Annotated in this window: 10 protein-coding genes and 1 CRISPR repeat array (1 of these 11 running past the window's edge); of the genes, 2 read left to right on the top strand and 8 right to left on the bottom strand. The window is 64.2% G+C overall.

Annotated features, from left to right (window positions below; all coding sequences use genetic code 11):
- Nucleotides 1-30: 30 nt before the first annotated feature.
- The 7 genes from ACQS5P_RS02775 to ACQS5P_RS02745 all read right to left on the bottom strand — a co-directional run bounded on the left by ACQS5P_RS02775 (nt 31) and on the right by ACQS5P_RS02745 (nt 13,397).
- Complete coding sequence (locus tag ACQS5P_RS02775; RefSeq protein WP_428939378.1) at nt 31-2,079, bottom strand: hypothetical protein; 2,049 nt, start codon at nt 2,077-2,079, stop codon at nt 31-33.
- Between the two features lie 100 nt (nt 2,080-2,179).
- Nucleotides 2,180-2,860, bottom strand: coding sequence for a hypothetical protein (locus tag ACQS5P_RS02770; RefSeq protein ID WP_428939377.1), 681 nt, complete (start codon nt 2,858-2,860; stop codon nt 2,180-2,182).
- A gap of 200 nt (nt 2,861-3,060) precedes the next feature.
- On the bottom strand, nt 3,061-6,414 hold the full coding sequence (locus tag ACQS5P_RS02765; RefSeq protein WP_428939376.1) for a fibronectin type III domain-containing protein: 3,354 nt from the start codon (nt 6,412-6,414) through the stop codon (nt 3,061-3,063).
- Between the two features lie 109 nt (nt 6,415-6,523).
- Entirely contained in the window at nt 6,524-7,708 is a 1,185-nt protein-coding gene (locus ACQS5P_RS02760; RefSeq protein WP_428939375.1) for a glycoside hydrolase family 28 protein, read from the bottom strand.
- Between the two features lie 398 nt (nt 7,709-8,106).
- The gene (locus ACQS5P_RS02755; RefSeq protein ID WP_428939374.1) at nt 8,107-11,346 is read right to left on the bottom strand and encodes an efflux RND transporter permease subunit; all 3,240 of its coding nucleotides are present in this window, start codon (nt 11,344-11,346) and stop codon (nt 8,107-8,109) included.
- Between the two features lie 48 nt (nt 11,347-11,394).
- Complete coding sequence (locus ACQS5P_RS02750; protein ID WP_428939373.1) at nt 11,395-12,810, bottom strand: TolC family protein; 1,416 nt, start codon at nt 12,808-12,810, stop codon at nt 11,395-11,397.
- The gene (locus ACQS5P_RS02745; protein WP_428939372.1) at nt 12,807-13,397 is read right to left on the bottom strand and encodes a TetR/AcrR family transcriptional regulator; all 591 of its coding nucleotides are present in this window, start codon (nt 13,395-13,397) and stop codon (nt 12,807-12,809) included. The genes ACQS5P_RS02750 and ACQS5P_RS02745 overlap by 4 nt, the downstream gene beginning before the upstream one ends.
- Before the next feature lie 292 nt (nt 13,398-13,689).
- On the opposite strand from ACQS5P_RS02745, the gene ACQS5P_RS02740 reads away from it, so the two are divergent.
- Together ACQS5P_RS02740 and ACQS5P_RS02735 are read left to right on the top strand one after the other, a co-directional pair.
- A complete protein-coding gene (locus ACQS5P_RS02740; RefSeq protein WP_428939371.1) occupies nt 13,690-15,012 on the top strand; it encodes an efflux RND transporter periplasmic adaptor subunit in 1,323 nt (440 codons plus the stop codon).
- 324 nt (nt 15,013-15,336) lie between these two features.
- Nucleotides 15,337-15,876, top strand: coding sequence for an ABC transporter permease (locus ACQS5P_RS02735; protein ID WP_428939370.1), 540 nt, complete (start codon nt 15,337-15,339; stop codon nt 15,874-15,876).
- 77 nt (nt 15,877-15,953) lie between these two features.
- Here the strand turns inward: ACQS5P_RS02735 and ACQS5P_RS02730 are convergent, their stop codons facing one another.
- Nucleotides 15,954-16,448 (bottom strand): DinB family protein, encoded by a 495-nt coding sequence (locus ACQS5P_RS02730; protein WP_428939369.1) that lies wholly within the window; start codon nt 16,446-16,448, stop codon nt 15,954-15,956.
- 236 nt (nt 16,449-16,684) lie between these two features.
- Nucleotides 16,685-20,305: a CRISPR direct-repeat array (repeat unit 37 nt; unit sequence GTTGCGGATTGCTGGCAGGGCCGGGTTGGTTAGACTC); it runs 1,763 nt beyond the window's last position.

Below are 20,305 nucleotides of genomic sequence, written 5' to 3'. Positions count from 1 at the left end.
GACCAGGCCGCCTTGTAGCTCGAATCTGGATCACTGCGTCGCGTCTTCACCCGCCTCGGCGGCGGGCTTGGAGGGCTGCCTGGGCCTGTTTTCCGCCGGCGCGGGCGACTCGGGCTTCTCCGGCTTCGCGGGCGACGCCTTGGGCTGGCCGCCGACCTCAACCTTCTGTTCAGCCTCGATGGTAATCTCGAAATCCGCCGACCCGTTCATCACCGTCTGCGTCGGGATCACCTTCACGACGGAGCTGACGAAGGGGGTGACATTGCTGCGTCCGGCATCGAGCAGGACCTGACGTCGCGACCCGGGCAGCAGAGGCATGGCGGCGCGTCCGACGGCCACGCCGTCCGCCTGCCGCAGCAGCCGCACGTACAGAGCATCCTGACGCACGGAGCTGACGTCTTTGAGAACCGCGAAAACATCGTCGATGCTTTCGGCAGTGAATCGGAACGGGCGGGTCATCTGCTCCTGCTGCAGGTACGTCTGCTGATCGGCTACGCTGAGCTGGTAAGTTCCGTCACGCAGATCATGCGGAAGCGGCAACTCGATCGGGAGAATCGCTTCGCCGGCCCGAAACGGACGGTATCGCACGAACCCCTTGACCACTTCACCCGGACGGTACCGCTTTTTGGGCAGCATGACGGAAAGGATGTCGGCCTGGTGTGCTTCGGGCGTAACGCGGATGGTTCCGGTGAGCTTGCGAAGCATGACTCTCTCGAAGGGGTTTTCGCAGGCGAAGACGACAGGCCCGGTGACGCCGAAGAAGATCATCGCCGCCGCCGAGTTCACCGCGACATTCTTCACTTCGACGACCTGGTCGTTGGCGAATTCCAGCCGCAGGTCGTAGTCGACGGTGTGGTACTGCGGCAGGTCGCGTCGTCCGGCAAGCGTTGCGGCGATGGCGACGCCGCTGAGCAGCGGTGTCAGACGCGGGTGGGCGGCGCAGTCGAAGTGGTATGACACATCCATCGTGCCGTCGGCGTAGACTACCCGCAGATCGATCGGGATGGTTGCCGGGCTTTTACCGAGTCGCCCGGCAACACCGACCGCCTGATCGGCGATCAGGGTTCCCCGAAGCGCCGTCATCGCGCCCAACTTGAAGCTTTGGGCGATGCTGGTGATCACGGCGTTGATTTTGCCTGAGCCCATCGGCAGCGTGATTGGACCTTCGTTGTTGAACGGATGCCCGAACCCGAAGACCCGCTCGCCAATCACGTCGGTGCACGTGCCGATGGCTGTCAGCTCGACGTCGCCAGTGAGCAGCGGGGCGGCCAGAACCGCGCCGGGGACGAGTTCGGCGGCGGGTTGCGTGCCCGGGGCGTTGGATCCACCGCTGATCCCGCCGCCAGCCTGCAACGGCACCAGCCCAAACTGCCCAAACAGCGGCGCGAACTGTTCCATCAGCCTTGGGGAAAGCCCGGCGGTCATCAGCGGAGTGGCCAGCGGCTGAAGCTGTGGGACGACCTGCCCGCCGGTCAATGCCGACGCGGCGGTGTTGCCGTGCCCCGCACCGCCAAAACCGGCAAGTTTCAGCGGCGGGTTAAGCGGGTCATACCTGCACAGCGGCGCCGCGCCGCTGGTTTGCCGCGAGGGCTGGCCCGATTCTGCCCGGAACGGCCCGGACTGCTGTGTCGCCGCCGGTTCCGGACGCAGCGTCGAGCCAACCTCCAGCATGTACTCGATCGGCTGCACTCCGGCCAGCGGATCCTTCATCAGCGACCAGCCATAGGCGAACGCCCCGGCCAGCCGCTCACGACCGCTGGAGTCGATCAGATAGATCGGAGACCCGCTCATGCCGGCGATCGCACCGGTGTGCTTCAGGCGATCGCCCAGGCAGCGGATGAGGATCACGTCATACTTGGGATTGAAGTTGTGCAGAACCTCGATGACTTCGACGTCGAATCGCTCGATCTGCGTGCCCTGGAAGACGGTCAGGCCATACCCCTTCATGCCGGATTTGACCTCGGCCACCCGCATATGACGCGCGGGGTCGAACAGGCTCTGAGCGCGCACCAGTTCCCCGCCGGCCGGCAGCAGACAAACCATCGGCAGCAACAGTGCAACCAGACGAGGCAACCGCATAGTCACCGGCAAGATGGTAGGGATGCGATTGCCCTACCGCAAGCCGGGGCAGGTGCGACCGATCCGGGCGGATTGTGGCACGTCAGCACTGGGGCGACGGCTACGCGCTGCGACTGCGCCGACGGCGGAGTATCGGCAGCACCGCGAGGCTCACCAGCGCCAGCGACGCCGGCTCGGGGAACACGCGAATGTTGTCGAAATGCACCACCTGATTCGCGCCGTCGCCATTGATGATCAACCCCAGCCGGAAGAACGTGTCCGCGGCGGGCATGTCATAGCCTTTGGCGGCGAAGCTCTCGGTGACGGTTCCGGAGAAGACGCCGCCGCTGGCCAGATCGGTGCCGCTGAGCTCCACATCCTTGCCAGCACCGGGGAAGTCCTGGGCGTAGTAGCCGCTGCCGGTGTTGACGTAGGTTCCCAGTTGCAGGAAGGTTCCCGCGCCGGATCCGAAGGCGGAGGTGTCGATGTAGTAGTCGTAGCTGATGAAGTAGTTGGCTTCATCTGCCGCGGCTGCTTTCATCGCCAGATAAAATGGCGAGCCGTCCGCGCCGGCGATGCGTTCGGCTTCCTGGAAGTCGCCGTCGCGCAGCACGGCCATGCGCATGCTCCCGCCGATGCTGACTACCGGGAAGGTTTCCGAGGCATCGCCGCTGCCGAACTTGTGCCCGAAGCCCTGGTCGGTGCCGTCCTCGAAGTCGAACGTAACCGATTGTGCTGACGCCGCTTGGGAAATGCCAAACAGTGCGGCAGCCAGCGCTGCCGTGCGAAAGATGGGTCGCATTTCTCCCTCCACCAAATACGCCAGACTCCACTGGCGAATGGCCGTTGGACATGAACGCGGGCAGCGCCCGCGACGCTTTCACAACAGGTAAACGATAACCTTCACCAATCCGCAATGCAACACAAATCCGGCAGAATTGGTCAACCCGACTGCAACCCGACCGGCGCTGCCCAGTGCCCAACCGCGCCATCGCCGCAGGCTCAGCCGAGTTCCGGTGCCAGGATCGCCCGCAGCTCCAGATCCTGCGCTCGACGCGCACGCCGCCCCGATGCGGCGGCGGGCGCCGACAAGACCTTCTGCCAGTTCCCAGCCAGAATCAGCAGATCCCGCGAATCAACCCGACCGTCGTAGCTGAAATCTCCCTGGCTGAACGTGGCCGGCGACTGCTGCCAGTTCATCGTGAGGATCTCCAGATCGAGTTGATTGACCGCGCGGTCGCGGTTGGCATCGCCGCCAAGCACGAAAAACTCGAGCACGGCGTCGGCGGCCAAGGGGTTGCCCGCCAGGTCCGTCAGGTCCGCCGCGGCGATGCGGGCGCGGTAGTTGCCATCGCCCAGGATGCCCGCCGGCAGACCGGGAAACGTGAAACGCATCGCCGAGGCGCTCTCGGCGGTCATGGCGATGGCGGCCGTGGGAATCGTCTGCATTGTCGTCAGATTCACCAGCGACAGGTCCGATGCGCTCATCACGCCAACACTGCTGTCGAACGCAAACCGCAGCCCGTGGTCGGTCTGGAATTGAAACATCGCCGACACAGCCGACGGCGGCGCGGTGTCGATCGTCACTGCCAGCGGTTGGGAGAAAGCCGAAGGTGGATTGCCCGCCAGTTCCTGACGCGCCGTGATCGCGCGCACGCCATCGATCAGCGGCAAGCTGCCGTTGGTGGTGATCGTGGTACTCGACCCGTTGGCAACTGCCGAGCCGATCAGCACGCCGTCGGCGAACAGCGAAACGGTCAGTCCCGCAATCGTGTTGCCGACGCTGAATTGCAGCACGCTGCCGGGCGTGGCGTTGTTCAGGCGAGTCAGGTCGTCACTGAAGCTCAGGCCTGTGTCGCTGGATGCCAGCAGGTCCGGCGTGGCCGGCGCCGGGATCGCGATCGTGAGATTGAAAAAGTCGAGCACGGCGTGCATGACGGCGTCGCGGTTGGCGGCGGTGGTGATCGTCTCGAAGGGGAAACCCATGTTGACCACTCTGGCCGTGCCGGCGCCGGACCACTGAATGGCTGCTCCGTCTGCCGTGCCGCCCACATAGCGCAGGGCCAGCGTCGATCCGCCCGCCACGCCAAGCCGATCGGGAAACTCCACATCGTACAAAAACGCCCGGCTGTCGAAGCTGAGGGAGATACCCTGGAAGATGGAGCCGGCCACGCCGCTGGCGCTGTAGGTACCGGCATCATCGCCCAGATACGAGGCTTTGAGAGTGTTGGTGTAGAACGAGGTTCCGCCGCTCTGGGCGACCAGATCCCATCCGATCTCGGCGCCGCTGACGAACAGGCGCCCGCCGTTGCTCACGTAGGCGGCGACGGCGGATTGCTCAGTCGCGTTGAAGGTGTCGTTGGCGGTTGATTCCTCGCCGCTGAGCCACACCACCGCCGCGTAATCACCCAGGCTCACTTCCCCGCTGATGATCGCCTGGTTATCGCAGGAGTCGAACCCCAGCGGCAGGTCGTAAGACTCGATGGCCTGCCCGGCCTGCACCACGTAATCGAAGCTGTTGCTGAAGCGTGGGCGGACGCGCTCGAAGGTGACCGGCGAGCCTCCCGCGCTGACGGCGGCGGTCTGTGTGGGATTGAGCGTGCGATCCAGACGATCGAAACCATTGACCACGAGGATCGACGCTCTGCCGAAGGGGTTGCGCATGGCGCCCACGACGGCCGACGGCGGCGAGGCGCCGCCAGCATTGGTCGCCAGCACGCGGAAGTAGTGCGCGCCGCTGCCCAGCAGGCCGCCGGGGATTGTGTAGCTGGTGGTAGATCCGCCGGCCACGACGACCCCGCCGTCAAATCCATAGCCATCCTCGGAAACCTGGATCAGATACCCCGTGGCCGGGTCTCCGGTTGGTCCGGAGGCGACGGGAGGTGTCCAGCGGACGGTCACGTCGCCGCTGCCATCCGAGGCGGTGATGGCGCGAACATTGTCCGGAGCATCGGGCGCGAAGTTCAGCGTGGTTCCCGCGAACTGATTGAAATACCTGACCGCAGCCTGCACGGCGGCGCGACCTACCCACATCCGCACCTTCGGATCTCGCAGCAGTGCCGCATCGGTTGCATCATCGTGAAAAGCCACCTCCACGATGGTGGCATCGAACTCGTCGTTGATGATCGTGTTGTTGATCTCGCCATACTCGATGCTGGCGTCAAAGGTGAGGCTGGCGTCGCTGCTGCGATTGAACCAGGCAAACTCCAGTTGCGGGCTGAGCGCCACCAGGTCGTTGTTGACTTCCCTGGCCACGTATAGCGCCCATTCGTACTGGTGGGGGGTTCTGGTGGCCGGGTCATTGTTGCCGTTGTACAGCCCGACGGTTCCGCGTCCGCCGCCTGCGTTGGAGTGGAAGCTGAGAAACAGCCGATCGGTTGCCGGACCGGACTCGGCGCGGTTCATGTAGGCGGCCCACCGCGGCGGGGCGCCGACATTGGCATTGGCATCGGTGGAATTGCTGCCTCGGTAAACGCTCGGATCCACCGGGGCGAAGGGGCTTTGATTGACGGAAACATACGTGTTCTCGGCCTGCTTCTGGATCCAGTACAGCGCCGCCTCGTCCTCGCGAGTGTGCCCGGAGACCCCGCCGCCGCGGTCGATATCGCCCATGCCGTTGCCAAAACGGATGGCATCGGCCACGGCGACGCTGCCCGAGCCGGAGGTCTTGTTGCTGATCTCGACATACCCGCCGCTGCCGGCGTTGAAGTAATAGGTGCCCAGATAGACCCATCCCCGGCCGACGCGCTGGTGGTTCACCTTGACTTCGGTTGCCCCGCCGGTGTGCACGATGCGGTAGGTCTGATCGGTCAGGCGGTTGCCGCCATCGGGGGTCCATGCGTAGACGGGATAGAACCCGGCCTGCGGCAGGTTCGGCGTGTATCGCGCGACGGCGGTTTCGGTTGGCGAGGCGTTGGCGAAGCGATAGCGCGACGCCACGTTCGGGCCGGAGAGGCTGAAGAAGGTGACCGTCGTCCCCGGGCCGGTGGCGCCGCCCTCGGCCCAGCCCCCGCTGAACGTCACGCCCGGCGAGGTGTTGTCCAGCACCACCTCATTGGGCTGATACCCCACCGGACGCAAGGGCACGATTGTCGCGCCGGCATTCCAGGCGTAGTACACGAACTGCGTGAACTGATCCTGATTGCCGAAATCCTCGACCATGGAGTTGAGGAATGGCCGCTGCGTGGACCACAGCCCGTTGGTGCTATTGGCGGCGGTGTACCCGTGCCCGCCGACGGTGTAGATGATCTTGCCACTCAGCGCTCCCAGCGGCTGAGAGCCGACGGGGGTGACAGCAAGCAGACGGCGGTGCTCCAGCGGTTCGATGGCAGCGGTGCGGCTCCTGCGGTGCGACATGCAGGCATTGTAACAGCAGCGGCGCTGGTTATATAAGAAAAATCCCGCCCATAACCTGTTTTATCAGCGAATCTTACAGAAAAGGGGTCGGGAGTCTTTTCCGGCCTGTTCAGTGCTGCGCTGCGCCGCCGCCAGACGCCGCCGGCTGCGTCCCCGCCGCTCGCAGCGATTCACACCAGCTTTGTAGCTTCACATCGCCCACTCGCCACGTCTTCAAGGCCGGCAGCGCATCGGCGGCGATCCGCACACGTCGCAGGCGGATCGAGCGGGCGTCCGAGATCGTCAACGGCTCGGCGGCGGTGATGTCCAGGTTCTCAAACGCAACATCCTCGATCGGCCGCTCCTCCAGGCCATCAATCACTCCGGCGCGCCGCGAGTCGCGCGCGATGATGTTGCGGATGCGGATGTCACGGACCCTCGGCGTGCGCTGCGAGACAGGCTCCGGCTCGGTGAACCGATAGCGCATCGTAATGTGGAAGCTGTTGATCACGTCCTTCATCCGGATGTTGTTCACGCGGACGTTCTCGACCACGCCGCCGCGGCCACGCATCGTCTTGATCCGCACCCCAGTGTCGGTCCCCTCAAAATCGCAGTTCTCAAAGCGGATGTTCCGTACGTCGCCGGACATCTCCGAGCCGATCACCACTCCGCCATGGGCGCGCTTCACCGTGCATCCGCGGATGGTAACGCGCTCGGTGGGGCGGGCGACGCGCCGGCCATCCTCGTCGCGGCCGCTCTTGAGCGTGAAGGCGTCATCCCCGACGTCGGCATGGCAGTCTTCAACCAGCACCCGACGGCAGGAGTCGATATCCATCGCATCGGTGTTGGGCGCATCCTCCGGCGCCAGGAACCTGCAATTGCGCACCACGATGTCGTCGCTGAACAGCAGGTGCAGCGTCCAGAACGGAGAGTTCTGGAACGTCACCCCCTCGATCCGCACGCGCCGGCAGTCGCGGAACTGCGCAAGCGGCGGGCGACGCCGCAGCGCGTCATCCGGTGTTGGCGGCGGCGTGGCGGGGCTACTCTGCCGCTGGCGTCGCATCCGCTGGATCGATTCCCACCACCGCGCGCCCTGACCATCGATGATCCCCGATCCCGTGATCGCCACGTTCGTGCATCCGTTGGCCCACAAAAGTGGCCGGCGAGCCTGGCGCATGATCCCTTCCCATCGTGTTTCGACCGGCGGATACTCCTCGGGATCATCGCTGAACATGATCACCGCGCCCTCGTCCAGGTGCAGCGTCATGTTACTGACCAGGTCGATCGGCCCGGTGAGGTACCATCCCGCTGGCACACGCACAGTTCCGCCGCCCTCGCTCGCGCACGCCTCGATCGCCCGGCGAAACGCGCCGGTGCTTAGCGTTCTGCCGTCCGCCACGGCACCGAAACTGGTGACATCGAATGTCTGTCTCGAGGGGTGCTTTGGGCCAGAAACGTTGCAGCCAGTGCTGAGTATGACAACGAGCGCGCAAACCGGGAGGATGGCCAAACGAGATCCCTGCTTCATCTCGGGTGATTCTAAGTGGAGTTATGCGTCGCCGAAAGCGCATGCGGGGGATGCATTCGGCGAGGCTGGTCAGTCTACATCACTGCTGATCAGTGAACCCATGCAGGTTGCCGGGAAAATGCGGCGCGAGTTGGTCGGGGCGCCGCGGCGAGACTGGTCGTGCAAACGAACCGCACATTCCTGGGTTACTTCGACAGCACCGCTGCCGAAGTTTCCGTCGGACGGGCTGCAACGTCGGCCGGATGCTCGAATGGTCGCCCGTGACGTCGCAGGCGACGTCGCAGAATCACCAGCCCCAGATCGTCCAGCAGTGTGTAGGCAACGGGGGTCACCAGCAGCGTCAGCAGCAGCGACAGGCTCTGCCCGCCGATGACCACGACCGCCACGGCGCGGCGTTCCTCGGCGCCCGGGCCGGTGCCCATCCACAGCGGCAGCATGCCCGCCACCAGGCACAGCGTGGTCATCAGAATCGGACGAAGCCGGTCGCGACACCCCTGGATCACCGCGTCGTAGCGGCTGTATCCGGCGGCGCGGAGCTGGTTCATGTGGTCGATCTGAAGGATCGAGTTCTTCTTGACCACTCCGAACAGCACCAGAATCCCCAATGCCGAGTAGAGGTTGAGCTGTTCGCCCGCCAGCCACAGCGACAGCAGCGCAAAGGGCACCGCCAGCGGCAACGACAGCAGGATCGTGATCGGATGCACCAGGTGCTCGTACTGGCTGGCCAGGATCATGTACATGAACACGACCGAGAGCACGAAGGCGAAGACGAACTCGCGGTAGGTTCGCTGGAATTCGCGTCCCTGCCCGCGGACGGAGACGACGTAGCCGGGTTCCATGCCCATCGCCTGTGCCTCAGCCAGCAGTGCCGCGGTGCGGTCGGCCAGCGCGTAGCCCGGCGCGACGGTGGCGCGCAGGCGCGAATCCCGTCCGCGGTCGATGCGGTCGATCCTTGCCGCGGTGACCGCCCGCTGCACCGACGCGATGTTGCTCAACTCCACGAGCTTTCCGCCCTCGCCGGCCAGCAGGATGTTGGGAATGTGGGCCGGATCATCGCGATACCGCTCGGCCAGTCGCAGGCGAACGTCATAGTTCTCGTTCGACTGCGGATCGCGGAAGCGGCTGATTTCCTGATCGCCGCCAATCATCAACCGCAGCGCCGTGCCGATGTCGCGGCTGGAGATGCCCAGGTCGGCAGCGCGCTCGCGGTCGATCGCCACGCGCAGCTCCGGCTTGTCCAGCTCCAGCGTCGTGTCGATGTTGATGATCCCCCCGAGTCTCTCAGCACGACGCGCCAGCTCCTGTGAGTATTCGGCCAGTTTCTGAAGATCGGGCCCGGAGATCGAAAAGTCGATATCAAAGTTTCCCCCGCCGATGTTGAAGCTCGGGTAGTTTCGCACGCGCACGGAGATCCCGCGTGCGGCGTATTTGGGACCCAGCTCGCGGCGGATCCTGTTCATCACGTCGGTCTGGGTGTAGTTGTCGCGGAAGGCCTCGCCCGGATCGCCACGAAGCAGCCCCTTGATCAACCGCGAAAACGTCCAGTAGCGCTCGTGATGCGGCGCGATGCCGATGTAGAACTCGGCGCTGTTGACTCCCCCGATGAATCCACCTCCGGCTGTGGCCAGCACCGTCCGGATCTGCGGGATCTTCGCCAGATCCTGCTCCACCGACCGCACCACCTGATCGATCGCGTTCAGGCTCATGCCCTGCGGGCCTTCCAGGTCCAGGCGGAACTCGGCCTCGTCCTGTCCCTGCGGCAGGTATCCCTGCTGCACGTGATGGAACAGCGGAACACTGGACGCCATCACCAGAACCGCAAAGATCGCGGTCACGAAGCGGTATTTCATCACGGCGCGGAGCATGGCGGTGTAGGCCAGGTCCAGCCAGCGATAGAACCCGCCGCGGCTGCCGGCGCCGTGGTGGGATTTGGCGGCCTTTTCGGCTTCGCGCCCCAGCACCCGCGCCGAGAGCGTTGGCGTGAGCACAAAGCTGACCAGGAGGCTGACCATGACCGCGACGGCGGCGGTGATTCCGAACTGGTAGAGAAACCGCCCGCTGATCGAGCTCATGAACGAGACGGGCACGAAGATCACCGCCAGCGACAGCGTCGTGGCCAGCACCGCCAGCGCGATCTCCCCCGTGCCCTTTCGCGCCGCCTCGATCGGGGTCATCTTCTTTTCCTCGACGAAGCGGAAAATGTTCTCCAGCACGACGATGGCGTCGTCGATGACGATGCCCACCATCAGCACCAGCGCCAGCATCGTCACGCTGTTCAGCGTGAAATCCAGCGCCCACATCATCGCGAACGTGCTGATCACCGATGCCGGAATTGCCACGCCTGCGATGATCGTGCTCCGCCAGGAACGCGTGAACGCGAACACCACCAGGCACGCCAGGATCGACCCCATCACCAGGTGCACGTTGATCTCGTGCAGTGCTGTGTAAATGTATCGCGACTGGTCCTGGATCACCTGAAGCTCGATGCCCGCAGGGAGCTGGGCGCGGACTCGCTCGGCGTTGGCCTTGACCGATTCGATCACTTCGATGGTGTTGGCGCCGCTTTGCCGGCGAACGTTGAGCGTAACCGTGGGCCTGCCGTTCAGACGCGAGATGGACCGTCGCTCGGCGATGCCGTCTTCAACCCTTGCAACATCGCGCAGGCGAACAGGCGCGCCATTGACATAGCTGATCACCATCTCAGCAAACTCACGGGCGCTGCTCAGCCGTCCGAGTGTTCGCAGCGTCTGTTCGCGCTGCGGGCCGGTGACATTGCCGCCGGGGACTTCCGCGTTCTGCCGGGCCACCGCGTCGCGGATCGCCGTGATCGGCAGCCCGTATGCCGCCAGACGATCCGCATCCACGTCGATGTTGATCGTCCGCTCGGCCTCGCCCACCAGCTCCACTTCTCCCACGCCCCTGGATCGCTCGAGCTGTTCCTTGACAAGCTTGTCGGCGATCTCCGTCAGCTCGCGCAGCGTCCGGTCCCCCGACAACGCCAGCGTCATCACGGGACGCGAGTCGTTATCGAACTTGCTTACCGTCGGAGGATCGGCGTCGTCGGGCAGATCGCGGATTACCGTCGAGACCTTGTCGCGCACGTCCTGGGCGGCCACGTCGATGTCGCGTTTCAGGTCGAAGGTCACGATCACCACCGCGCTGCCGTTGCCTGCAATCGCTCGCAGCTCATCGATCCCCGCCACCGTGTTCACCGCCTCTTCGATCGGTTCGATCAGCTCGGTCTCGACTTCTTCCGGCGAGGCGCCGGGCAGGCTCGTGCGAATCGAAACCGTCGGCAGGTCCACCGAAGGCAGGCGATCGATCCCCAGACCTGTCAGTGCCGCGGCACCAACCACCACCAGCGACAGAATCACCATGCTGGCGAAGACCGGGCGATCGATGAAGGTGTTGATGAACTTCCGCATCTCAATCGTTGAACGGACCGGCAGCCAACGCTGTCGGCTCGTGATAGTCTACCTTGCCGCCGGCTGTGTCGTCGCAGTCACAAATCCTGCTTCAATCTGCTCGCGCAATACGCCCGATGCCTGGAGCAGAAACAGATAATTCACCTTTCGGTCAAATGCCTCGCTGGCGATTTGGAGCTGTGCATCCAGCAACGCGTCCTGAGCTGCGACGCGATCCAGGTTGGTTGCGCGTCCGACGCGATACGAGCCTTCAGCCTGCTGGAACGCCATTTCCGCCGCCGCCAACCGAACCCGCAGCTCCGCCAGCCGCGCATCGCTGGATGTCAGGTCGTGATACGCCTGCTGAACCTGCTGCGTCACCTCGCGCTCCAGACGGGCGCCAACCAGCAGGGCTTCGCGATAAAAGCTCCAGGCTTGGCGCACGTCGGCGTGGATGCGACCGGCGGAGAAGATCGGCAGGTTCGCCGTCAGCAACGCATCCCAGTCGCGCTCCGTGGGCACTGACTCGCGATATAGAAACGCGCCCAGATTCAGCGACACCGACGGATAGTACTGTCCGAAGGCGACTTCGACCTCTCGCCGCGCAGCGTCGATGGCCGCGCTGGCGGCCAGCAGATCGTGGCGATTGGCCCGCGCGGTCTGAAGCCAGCCATCCAGCAACGGGCGCGATGCGGGCAGCTCAAACCCATCCGACAGCGCCGCCGACGATACCTCCGCGCCGCTCAGCAGCACCAGCAGATCTCGCGCACGCTGCACATCCCGCCGGGCATTGATCAGCATCGTGCGCGTCTGCGAAACCTGAGCTTCGGTCTGAGCCACATCCAGAGGCGGCGCCACGCCCGCCTCCAGCCGCCCGCGCGCATCCCGCAGCCGCTCCTCCTGAAGCTGAAGCGAGTTCTCCAGAACCCTGACCGATGCTTCCGACCTCATCACCTGGTAGTAGATTCTCGCCACGTCCAGCAGCAGCGATTCCTGAAACGCCAGCAGGCTGTGGCGCTGCTGCTCGATCAGAAACGTGTCGCGCCAGTAGCGGTTGATGTCACGCAAGCCATCGAACAGGTTCCAATCCAGCTCCGCGGACAGATCAAACGTGCTGTTCTGCGGCGAGCCGCCGCCACTGCTCGAATCGCTCGAGACCGGATCTCGCCGGGAGTAGCTCCCGACCAGATCGACGGTCGGCACGAAGTTGGCGACGGTGCGCTTGCGCGCAATCAGCGCCCGCAGGTACGACTCGCCCGCGATCGACAGGTTCTCGTTGTTGCGGTTGGCCAGCAGCAAAGCGTCGCGCAGACTCAATGCAGTGGCCGGTGATTGCCCGGTTGTTGGCGCCAGATCAAGGATCTTCCGATACGTTGCAACTTCCCTCTGCTGATCGACACGGCATCCCGCAACCGCCAGCACCGACAGCGACAGTGCTATCGCGATGATCGTCGCCCGGCAGCTTGTCTGCATCGCGCTGTTCATGCCGGCGGCGTCCTCCTGCTGAGAATCCCCGTGCCGATGACGCGCAGAATGTGATTCGTCAGCGTTTCGGCTCCCACATCGCCGGTGATGAAGCGCAGCGTGCCGCGAACACAGGCAGGGATGAACTGTGCCGTCAGGTCCGGACGCGGATCGTTGAGCTCCCCGGCGCGCACGCCCCGCACGATCGTCGCCTCGATCAGCTTCACCAGCTCGCGGCGCTTCTTCTCGTAGAGTTCGGGAAACGGGGTCTGCTGCCCGGGCCGGATGAGCTGAAAGAAATACGGCGAGCGCTTGGCCCAGATGACCAGCTCGCGAACGATCAACGACAGCGTCTCCCAGGCGCTTTCCTGCGTGCCGGCGCTGTCGCATCGCGTCTTGAGGCGTTCGACCAGACGGTTGAAGCCCTCGAGAATCAGCGAGCCGTACAGATCATCCTTGCTCTTGAAATAGATGTAGAGGGTGCCCTTGCCGACGCGCGCTGCTTCGGCGATATCGTCCAGGCGGACCTCGTGGAACGGCCGCGTCGCGAACAGCTCCGCCGCCGCGTCCATGATCGCCGCTCGTTTTGCCTCATCCGGCCGTTGCATGGGCTGGAACTCGATGCCGCGCTTGCGTCACGACCGTCCCGGTCGCGCGGGCAGGCTCCTTGTGGCATGACCTCCCGGTCGTGCCAGATGTCAATGCGGTCAGGAAACGCAGCTACCCAAGTCTCCTGCAATCCCGTTCGATCCGATACGCGCGGGACGCTCTGTGATACTGGCAACGCAATTCACCGTTGGCCTTGCCGGGAAGAATCCTCCCGTTTACCATCAACGCCAAAACCGACCCGTCAGTATTGGATTGTAGAGACAGCGACGGTACGGTCAACGCCCGAGCTTCATGAAATCACCAACCAACATCGTCCTGTTACTCTTGATCACCCTGTCGCCGGCGCTGAGCGGCTGCGGCGATCGCGAGGGTCGCGGGCAGGCGCGGGCACAGCAACCCTCCGCGGCGCAGAGTGATCCGATCGCCGTGCAGGTTGCGCCGGTGCGTGTCGGGCCGCTGGAACGCATCGTCGAGGTCGTCGGTACGCTCTGGGGCGACGAGCATGTTACCCTTGGCGCCAAGGTCCCCGGACGCGTCCGCGACATATTCGTTGATGTCGGTGACCGCGTCGCGCCCGCGCAGCCGCTGGCCCAGATCGATCCCACCGACTACGAGCTGGCCGTCGAGCAGAAACAGATGGAGCTGAAAGAGGCGCTGGCCAAACTCGGACTCTCGGAACTTCCCGACAGCGAGTTCGATGTCGCCACGGTCGCCACCGTCGAGCGGGCCAAGTTCCAGGCCGCCAACGCCCGCGCCAGGCTCGAACGCGCCCGCGTGCTTTTCCAGGCCAAGCCGCCGCTGATCAGTGAGCAGGACTACGCGGATCTGGAGACCGCCTACGAGGTGGCGCAGCGCGATCACGCTGTGGCCGAGCTGGAAGCGCGATCGCAATTGGCGCTGGCGCGCTCGCGGCAGAGCGAGTTGGCGGCGGCGCAGCAGCGACTGGCGGATACGATGGTCCGCGCGCCGACGGCGCCGGCACATCACTCCAACAGTACTCCTTCTTCCACTGCTTCAACACAGCCCGGCCTGGTCGTCCCCTGGGCGGTCGCACAGCGTCGCGCGGCCATCGGCGCCTACGTGCGCGAGGGCGAGGCGATGTTCGACTTGGTCGCCGATGACCCGATCCGTTTTCGCGCGGCGGTGCCCGAACGCTTCCTGGCGGAGCTGAAGCTCGGGCAACCCGTGCACGTTCGTGTGGAAAGCTACCCGCAAACCTTTCAGGGCCAGGTCGCGCGGATCAATCCCGCCATCAACGTCAGCAGTCGCTCCTTCGAGATCGAGGCCAACGTCCCCAACCCGCAGCGGCTGCTGCGCCCCGGGGCGTTCGCGCGGGGAACCGTCATCACCGGCCAGGATGCGAACGTCATCTTCGTGCCCCGGCGGGCGGTGATCTCCTTCGCGGGCGTGGATCGTGTCTTCACCGTCGGCCCGGACAGCCAAGCCGTCGAGCACGTCGTTGAGCTGGGCCCACAGGAACACGACTACGTGGCGCTGCGAGCAGGTCTGGATGATCCGAACGCGAAGGTGATCGTCGCCGGGCATCAGCGTCTGGCCGGCGGGCAGCGCGTCCTGGTGCAAAGCCCGACTACCGCCGACGCAAGCCCGCCGTAACTACAGACGCGAAATCTCGAATCCGCGGATCCGCCGCGATGATGTCGATCAGGCCGATGCCCGACGGCAGGGCGGTCACTTCCTGATTCACTTCGACAACAGCATCGCCATACCGACAATCAGCCCGCCGGCGCTCCTTGCCGCCATCCGCCGCAGGCAGGTCTTGGATTCCCCGCGCCTGTGCTGAGCTTGTAGGTCCCATTTCCCGTCTCATTTCCTGAAAGCTCAGCACCGGCGTGACGCCGGTGGACTATTCCCGCGGCTACATGCAGCTCACCAGCGCCCAGACCCTGCTGAAATAAGAAAAACATCGTCAACGAGATCGTGGTCCGCACCAGCGATTACACCCGCGCCCGGGAAATCGCGGCACAAATCGAGCAGATCAGCGGCTACAAGACCGAAAGCTGGCAGGAGGCCAACGAAAACTTCCTGAAGATCTTCCGCATCCAGACGATCATCACCTACTTCATCACCGGCGCGCTGCTGGTGGTGGCGGCGTTCGGGGTGCTGAACATCCTGATCATGGCGGTGCTGGAGCGCGTCAACGACATCGCGATCCTCAAGAGCTTCGGTTTCTCCCGGGCGGATATCACGCAGATTTACCTGCTTCAGGGGATGGTGATCGGGCTGATCGGCTCGATCCTGGGGCTGATCTTCGGCAAGATCGCCGTCGAGGGGCTGCGGCGGGTGCCGATCCAGATGGAAGGCCTGATCAAAGCCTACGGGCTTTTGATGAGTGAGCATCTCAGCCAGTATGTCACGGCGTTTTTCGGGGCGATGGCGATCGTGCTTCTGGCGGCGGTGTACCCCGCGCGCCGCGCGGCCAGGTACGATCCGGTGGAAGTCATCCGCGGGGCACACTGATCCGCAATGCCACGGGCATCCCGGCCGAGGCCACGTACATTACTCGGGCAAGACGCCCAGACACGCATGCTCCGGCCTCATTCAAATGATCTTCCCAGCCCCGGCAGACCCATGGCGCTGCGCCATACCGTGATCTGGCCGATATGGTATGCCGTATGCCCGACGAGCACCTGCGTCAGGGCGTGCCGGATCGTCGGGAAGACATCACGATATGATTCATCCGGGAAAGGCTCATCCATCCGAGCCTCAGGTAGCGCTTCGACCGCGCGCGTGAGGCGCGACTGTGCGTCGTGCAGGATGGCCAGGAAGTTTTCTTTCGTCGGATACGCGGCAGAATCGGTGACGGGCACGCTGCCGGGGCCATAACGCCCTGCCCACTCCTGCGGCAACCACGGGGGCAGCCCGATCGCGCCGCCGAGCATCTCGAACACGTACGTCAGATGCCCGATGATCCACGCAGGATGATTCACGATTCCCTTCGGATGTGCCACCATGTCCGCCGCCGAAACGTCGGCGACCTGATCGCGCAGGAAATCGAGGCAGTAGGCGAAGCTGTGAAGGGTGGGGTTCAAGCTGGGGACAGTCACTGTTTCCCTTTCGCTTTCGGCACTCTTTGGCCAGCCGGGTGGCAGGCGACGCAGCCGCCGACGGAAGATCCGCTCAAGCTTACTCAGAAAACCATCACTCGCCAGCGGCTGGCCAGTGTGCACGCTGCGGCGAATCGACGCCAACTGCCGGGCTGCGACTCCGCGGGCAGCTTCGGTGCCCTCGTTGCCGCGCGCGAGACGAACCGGCCCGAGACCCTGCTGCTGCGGATTGCTGGCAGGGCCGGGTTGGTTAGACTCGTGGGTCGTAAAGCGGCTCGTTGATCCGCAGTTGCGGATTGCTGGCAGGGCCGGGTTGGTTAGACTCTGCCGCAGGTGCAGCGTCGGCGGGGGATTTGTTGCGGATTGCTGGCAGGGCCGGGTTGGTTAGACTCCAACGGCCGCTACCACATTGGTAGCTGGGGGTTGCGGATTGCTGGCAGGGCCGGGTTGGTTAGACTCCTTCCACGCACGCAGGTCTTTGATGTGAGGTTGCGGATTGCTGGCAGGGCCGGGTTGGTTAGACTCGTCACCTTCGAGGACGTGATGGCCACGCTGGTTGCGGATTGCTGGCAGGGCCGGGTTGGTTAGACTCGCGGATGACGTGGATGAAATCGAGGTGGTGTTGCGGATTGCTGGCAGGGCCGGGTTGGTTAGACTCCGGACGGCTGATACTGAGCGGCTCGTCGTCGTTGCGGATTGCTGGCAGGGCCGGGTTGGTTAGACTCACGCAACGATCACACACAGCCATTCAATCAGTTGCGGATTGCTGGCAGGGCCGGGTTGGTTAGACTCCACGCCGCCGAGCGGATGGACGGAGATCGGGTTGCGGATTGCTGGCAGGGCCGGGTTGGTTAGACTCGCCAGCCCCTGTACATCTGGGGGCCGCCGGGTTGCGGATTGCTGGCAGGGCCGGGTTGGTTAGACTCGATTGGTCATGATGGTATTGTACGACAGGGTTGCGGATTGCTGGCAGGGCCGGGTTGGTTAGACTCGCGCCGCCGCGGCGGAAAGGTCCGCCGTGGGTTGCGGATTGCTGGCAGGGCCGGGTTGGTTAGACTCGAGTTGTGTTCGTGCTACGCAGACGAGCCAGTTGCGGATTGCTGGCAGGGCCGGGTTGGTTAGACTCGCACGGACACGGGCAACCCGATCAAGGTGGGTTGCGGATTGCTGGCAGGGCCGGGTTGGTTAGACTCTCGCTCCGGATCACACATTCGTAACTTCCGGTTGCGGATTGCTGGCAGGGCCGGGTTGGTTAGACTCCCGGGGCTGGCTGGGCTGTGCCCGAAGCGGGTTGCGGATTGCTGGCAGGGCCGGGTTGGTTAGACTCGGTGGACGATGCCAAAGGGCGCCAGCAGCGTTGCGGATTGCTGGCAGGGCCGGGTTGGTTAGACTCGCCAACCAGCGGGCGCTGTTCGACGATGTGTTGCGGATTGCTGGCAGGGCCGGGTTGGTTAGACTCCAGTCCACCCCGATCCCACGCTCAGCGACGGTTGCGGATTGCTGGCAGGGCCGGGTTGGTTAGACTCTTGCCGCTGCCGTCGTCGCGGGCGTGAAGGGTTGCGGATTGCTGGCAGGGCCGGGTTGGTTAGACTCGACAGGGTGCTTGAGCAGATGGCTTGGTGAGTTGCGGATTGCTGGCAGGGCCGGGTTGGTTAGACTCTGTCGCCGACGTGCCCGACACGTCATACGGTTGCGGATTGCTGGCAGGGCCGGGTTGGTTAGACTCGCCGAGCGGCGCGGAAAGGATTGAGGACCTGTTGCGGATTGCTGGCAGGGCCGGGTTGGTTAGACTCACAACGAGCGGGACGATTCGTCTTGAGGTGTTGCGGATTGCTGGCAGGGCCGGGTTGGTTAGACTCGAGAATTCCGAGCGTGAAAATGGCATCCAGTTGCGGATTGCTGGCAGGGCCGGGTTGGTTAGACTCTTGGGTTAGCGCTGACGTCGGGGCCGATGAGTTGCGGATTGCTGGCAGGGCCGGGTTGGTTAGACTCATGCCCGACAAACGCAACACAAAAGGATCGGTTGCGGATTGCTGGCAGGGCCGGGTTGGTTAGACTCGCTACCCTCATTTCATTTATCGGGCGAGCGTTGCGGATTGCTGGCAGGGCCGGGTTGGTTAGACTCCGAGATCACGCACGAATACCTCAAGCACGAGTTGCGGATTGCTGGCAGGGCCGGGTTGGTTAGACTCTGCCGCGCGTCAGCGGCATGCTGTCCGAGCGTTGCGGATTGCTGGCAGGGCCGGGTTGGTTAGACTCCGGCCATCGCTGCGCCAGTCCGCGCGGGCTGTTGCGGATTGCTGGCAGGGCCGGGTTGGTTAGACTCCATCGTGACATCGGCCCCCACGCCGATCATGTTGCGGATTGCTGGCAGGGCCGGGTTGGTTAGACTCGGGGGCGTTGAGGACGTGGCGATTCATCAGGTTGCGGATTGCTGGCAGGGCCGGGTTGGTTAGACTCCCATTCCGGCATCATCATCACCACCGAGCGTTGCGGATTGCTGGCAGGGCCGGGTTGGTTAGACTCAAAAGGCCCTGTTTGAACTGGCGAGACTCGTTGCGGATTGCTGGCAGGGCCGGGTTGGTTAGACTCGCCGCATGGTAAAGGAGATGGAATGGACGAGTTGCGGATTGCTGGCAGGGCCGGGTTGGTTAGACTCCGAAGCCGCTGACGACCTGGGTCGCGTAGAGTTGCGGATTGCTGGCAGGGCCGGGTTGGTTAGACTCCGCTGACCGACAACCGGCAGTGCGCGAGCAGTTGCGGATTGCTGGCAGGGCCGGGTTGGTTAGACTCTGGCAGGCGTCGCTCACGCAGGAGCCGGTCGTTGCGGATTGCTGGCAGGGCCGGGTTGGTTAGACTCGCGGCTGCCCGGTTGCTGGAGGTCGCCCGAGTTGCGGATTGCTGGCAGGGCCGGGTTGGTTAGACTCTGGGAGAGCTGGTCGAGAACGGCGTTGTGTGTTGCGGATTGCTGGCAGGGCCGGGTTGGTTAGACTCATGCGTTGGTCTGCGCCCCATCAGCGTCGGGTTGCGGATTGCTGGCAGGGCCGGGTTGGTTAGACTCCCAAGGTCATTGCATGGACGGGACTGCTGGTTGCGGATTGCTGGCAGGGCCGGGTTGGTTAGACTCCTCGCTGGCCTGCCTGATCGATCCGGTCGTGTTGCGGATTGCTGGCAGGGCCGGGTTGGTTAGACTCCGTAACCGCGACCGACCTTGAAGCTGGTGTGTTGCGGATTGCTGGCAGGGCCGGGTTGGTTAGACTCCCGGTCAACGTTGACTGGCCGACACTGCGGTTGCGGATTGCTGGCAGGGCCGGGTTGGTTAGACTCCCGCTTGGCTCAATGCAGTAGATCGCATCCGTTGCGGATTGCTGGCAGGGCCGGGTTGGTTAGACTCCGGGGGTTGCGTTTCTGTCGGCAATGCAAGTTGCGGATTGCTGGCAGGGCCGGGTTGGTTAGACTCGCACCGCTTCTCCTTGACAAGGGCGCAGACGTTGCGGATTGCTGGCAGGGCCGGGTTGGTTAGACTCTCGCCGACACTTCGGTGTCGATGTAGCCGGGTTGCGGATTGCTGGCAGGGCCGGGTTGGTTAGACTCTGCTCGCCGCAGACGTGTTATTGACCTTGAGTTGCGGATTGCTGGCAGGGCCGGGTTGGTTAGACTCCCGGATACGATCCGACGTTCTTGCCCGTGAGTTGCGGATTGCTGGCAGGGCCGGGTTGGTTAGACTCTGTCGAGCTGGTCAGCGGCACCAGCCAGTAGTTGCGGATTGCTGGCAGGGCCGGGTTGGTTAGACTCGCAATGCGACAACTCCAGCGGCGCCGCGGGGTTGCGGATTGCTGGCA

It is taken from the genome of Fontivita pretiosa (assembly GCF_050410795.1).
Classification (GTDB): Bacteria; Planctomycetota; Phycisphaerae; order Tepidisphaerales; family Tepidisphaeraceae; genus Fontivita; species Fontivita pretiosa.
Note: the sequence above shows the minus strand (reverse complement) of the source record. Positions and strands in the feature narration are given on the sequence as shown.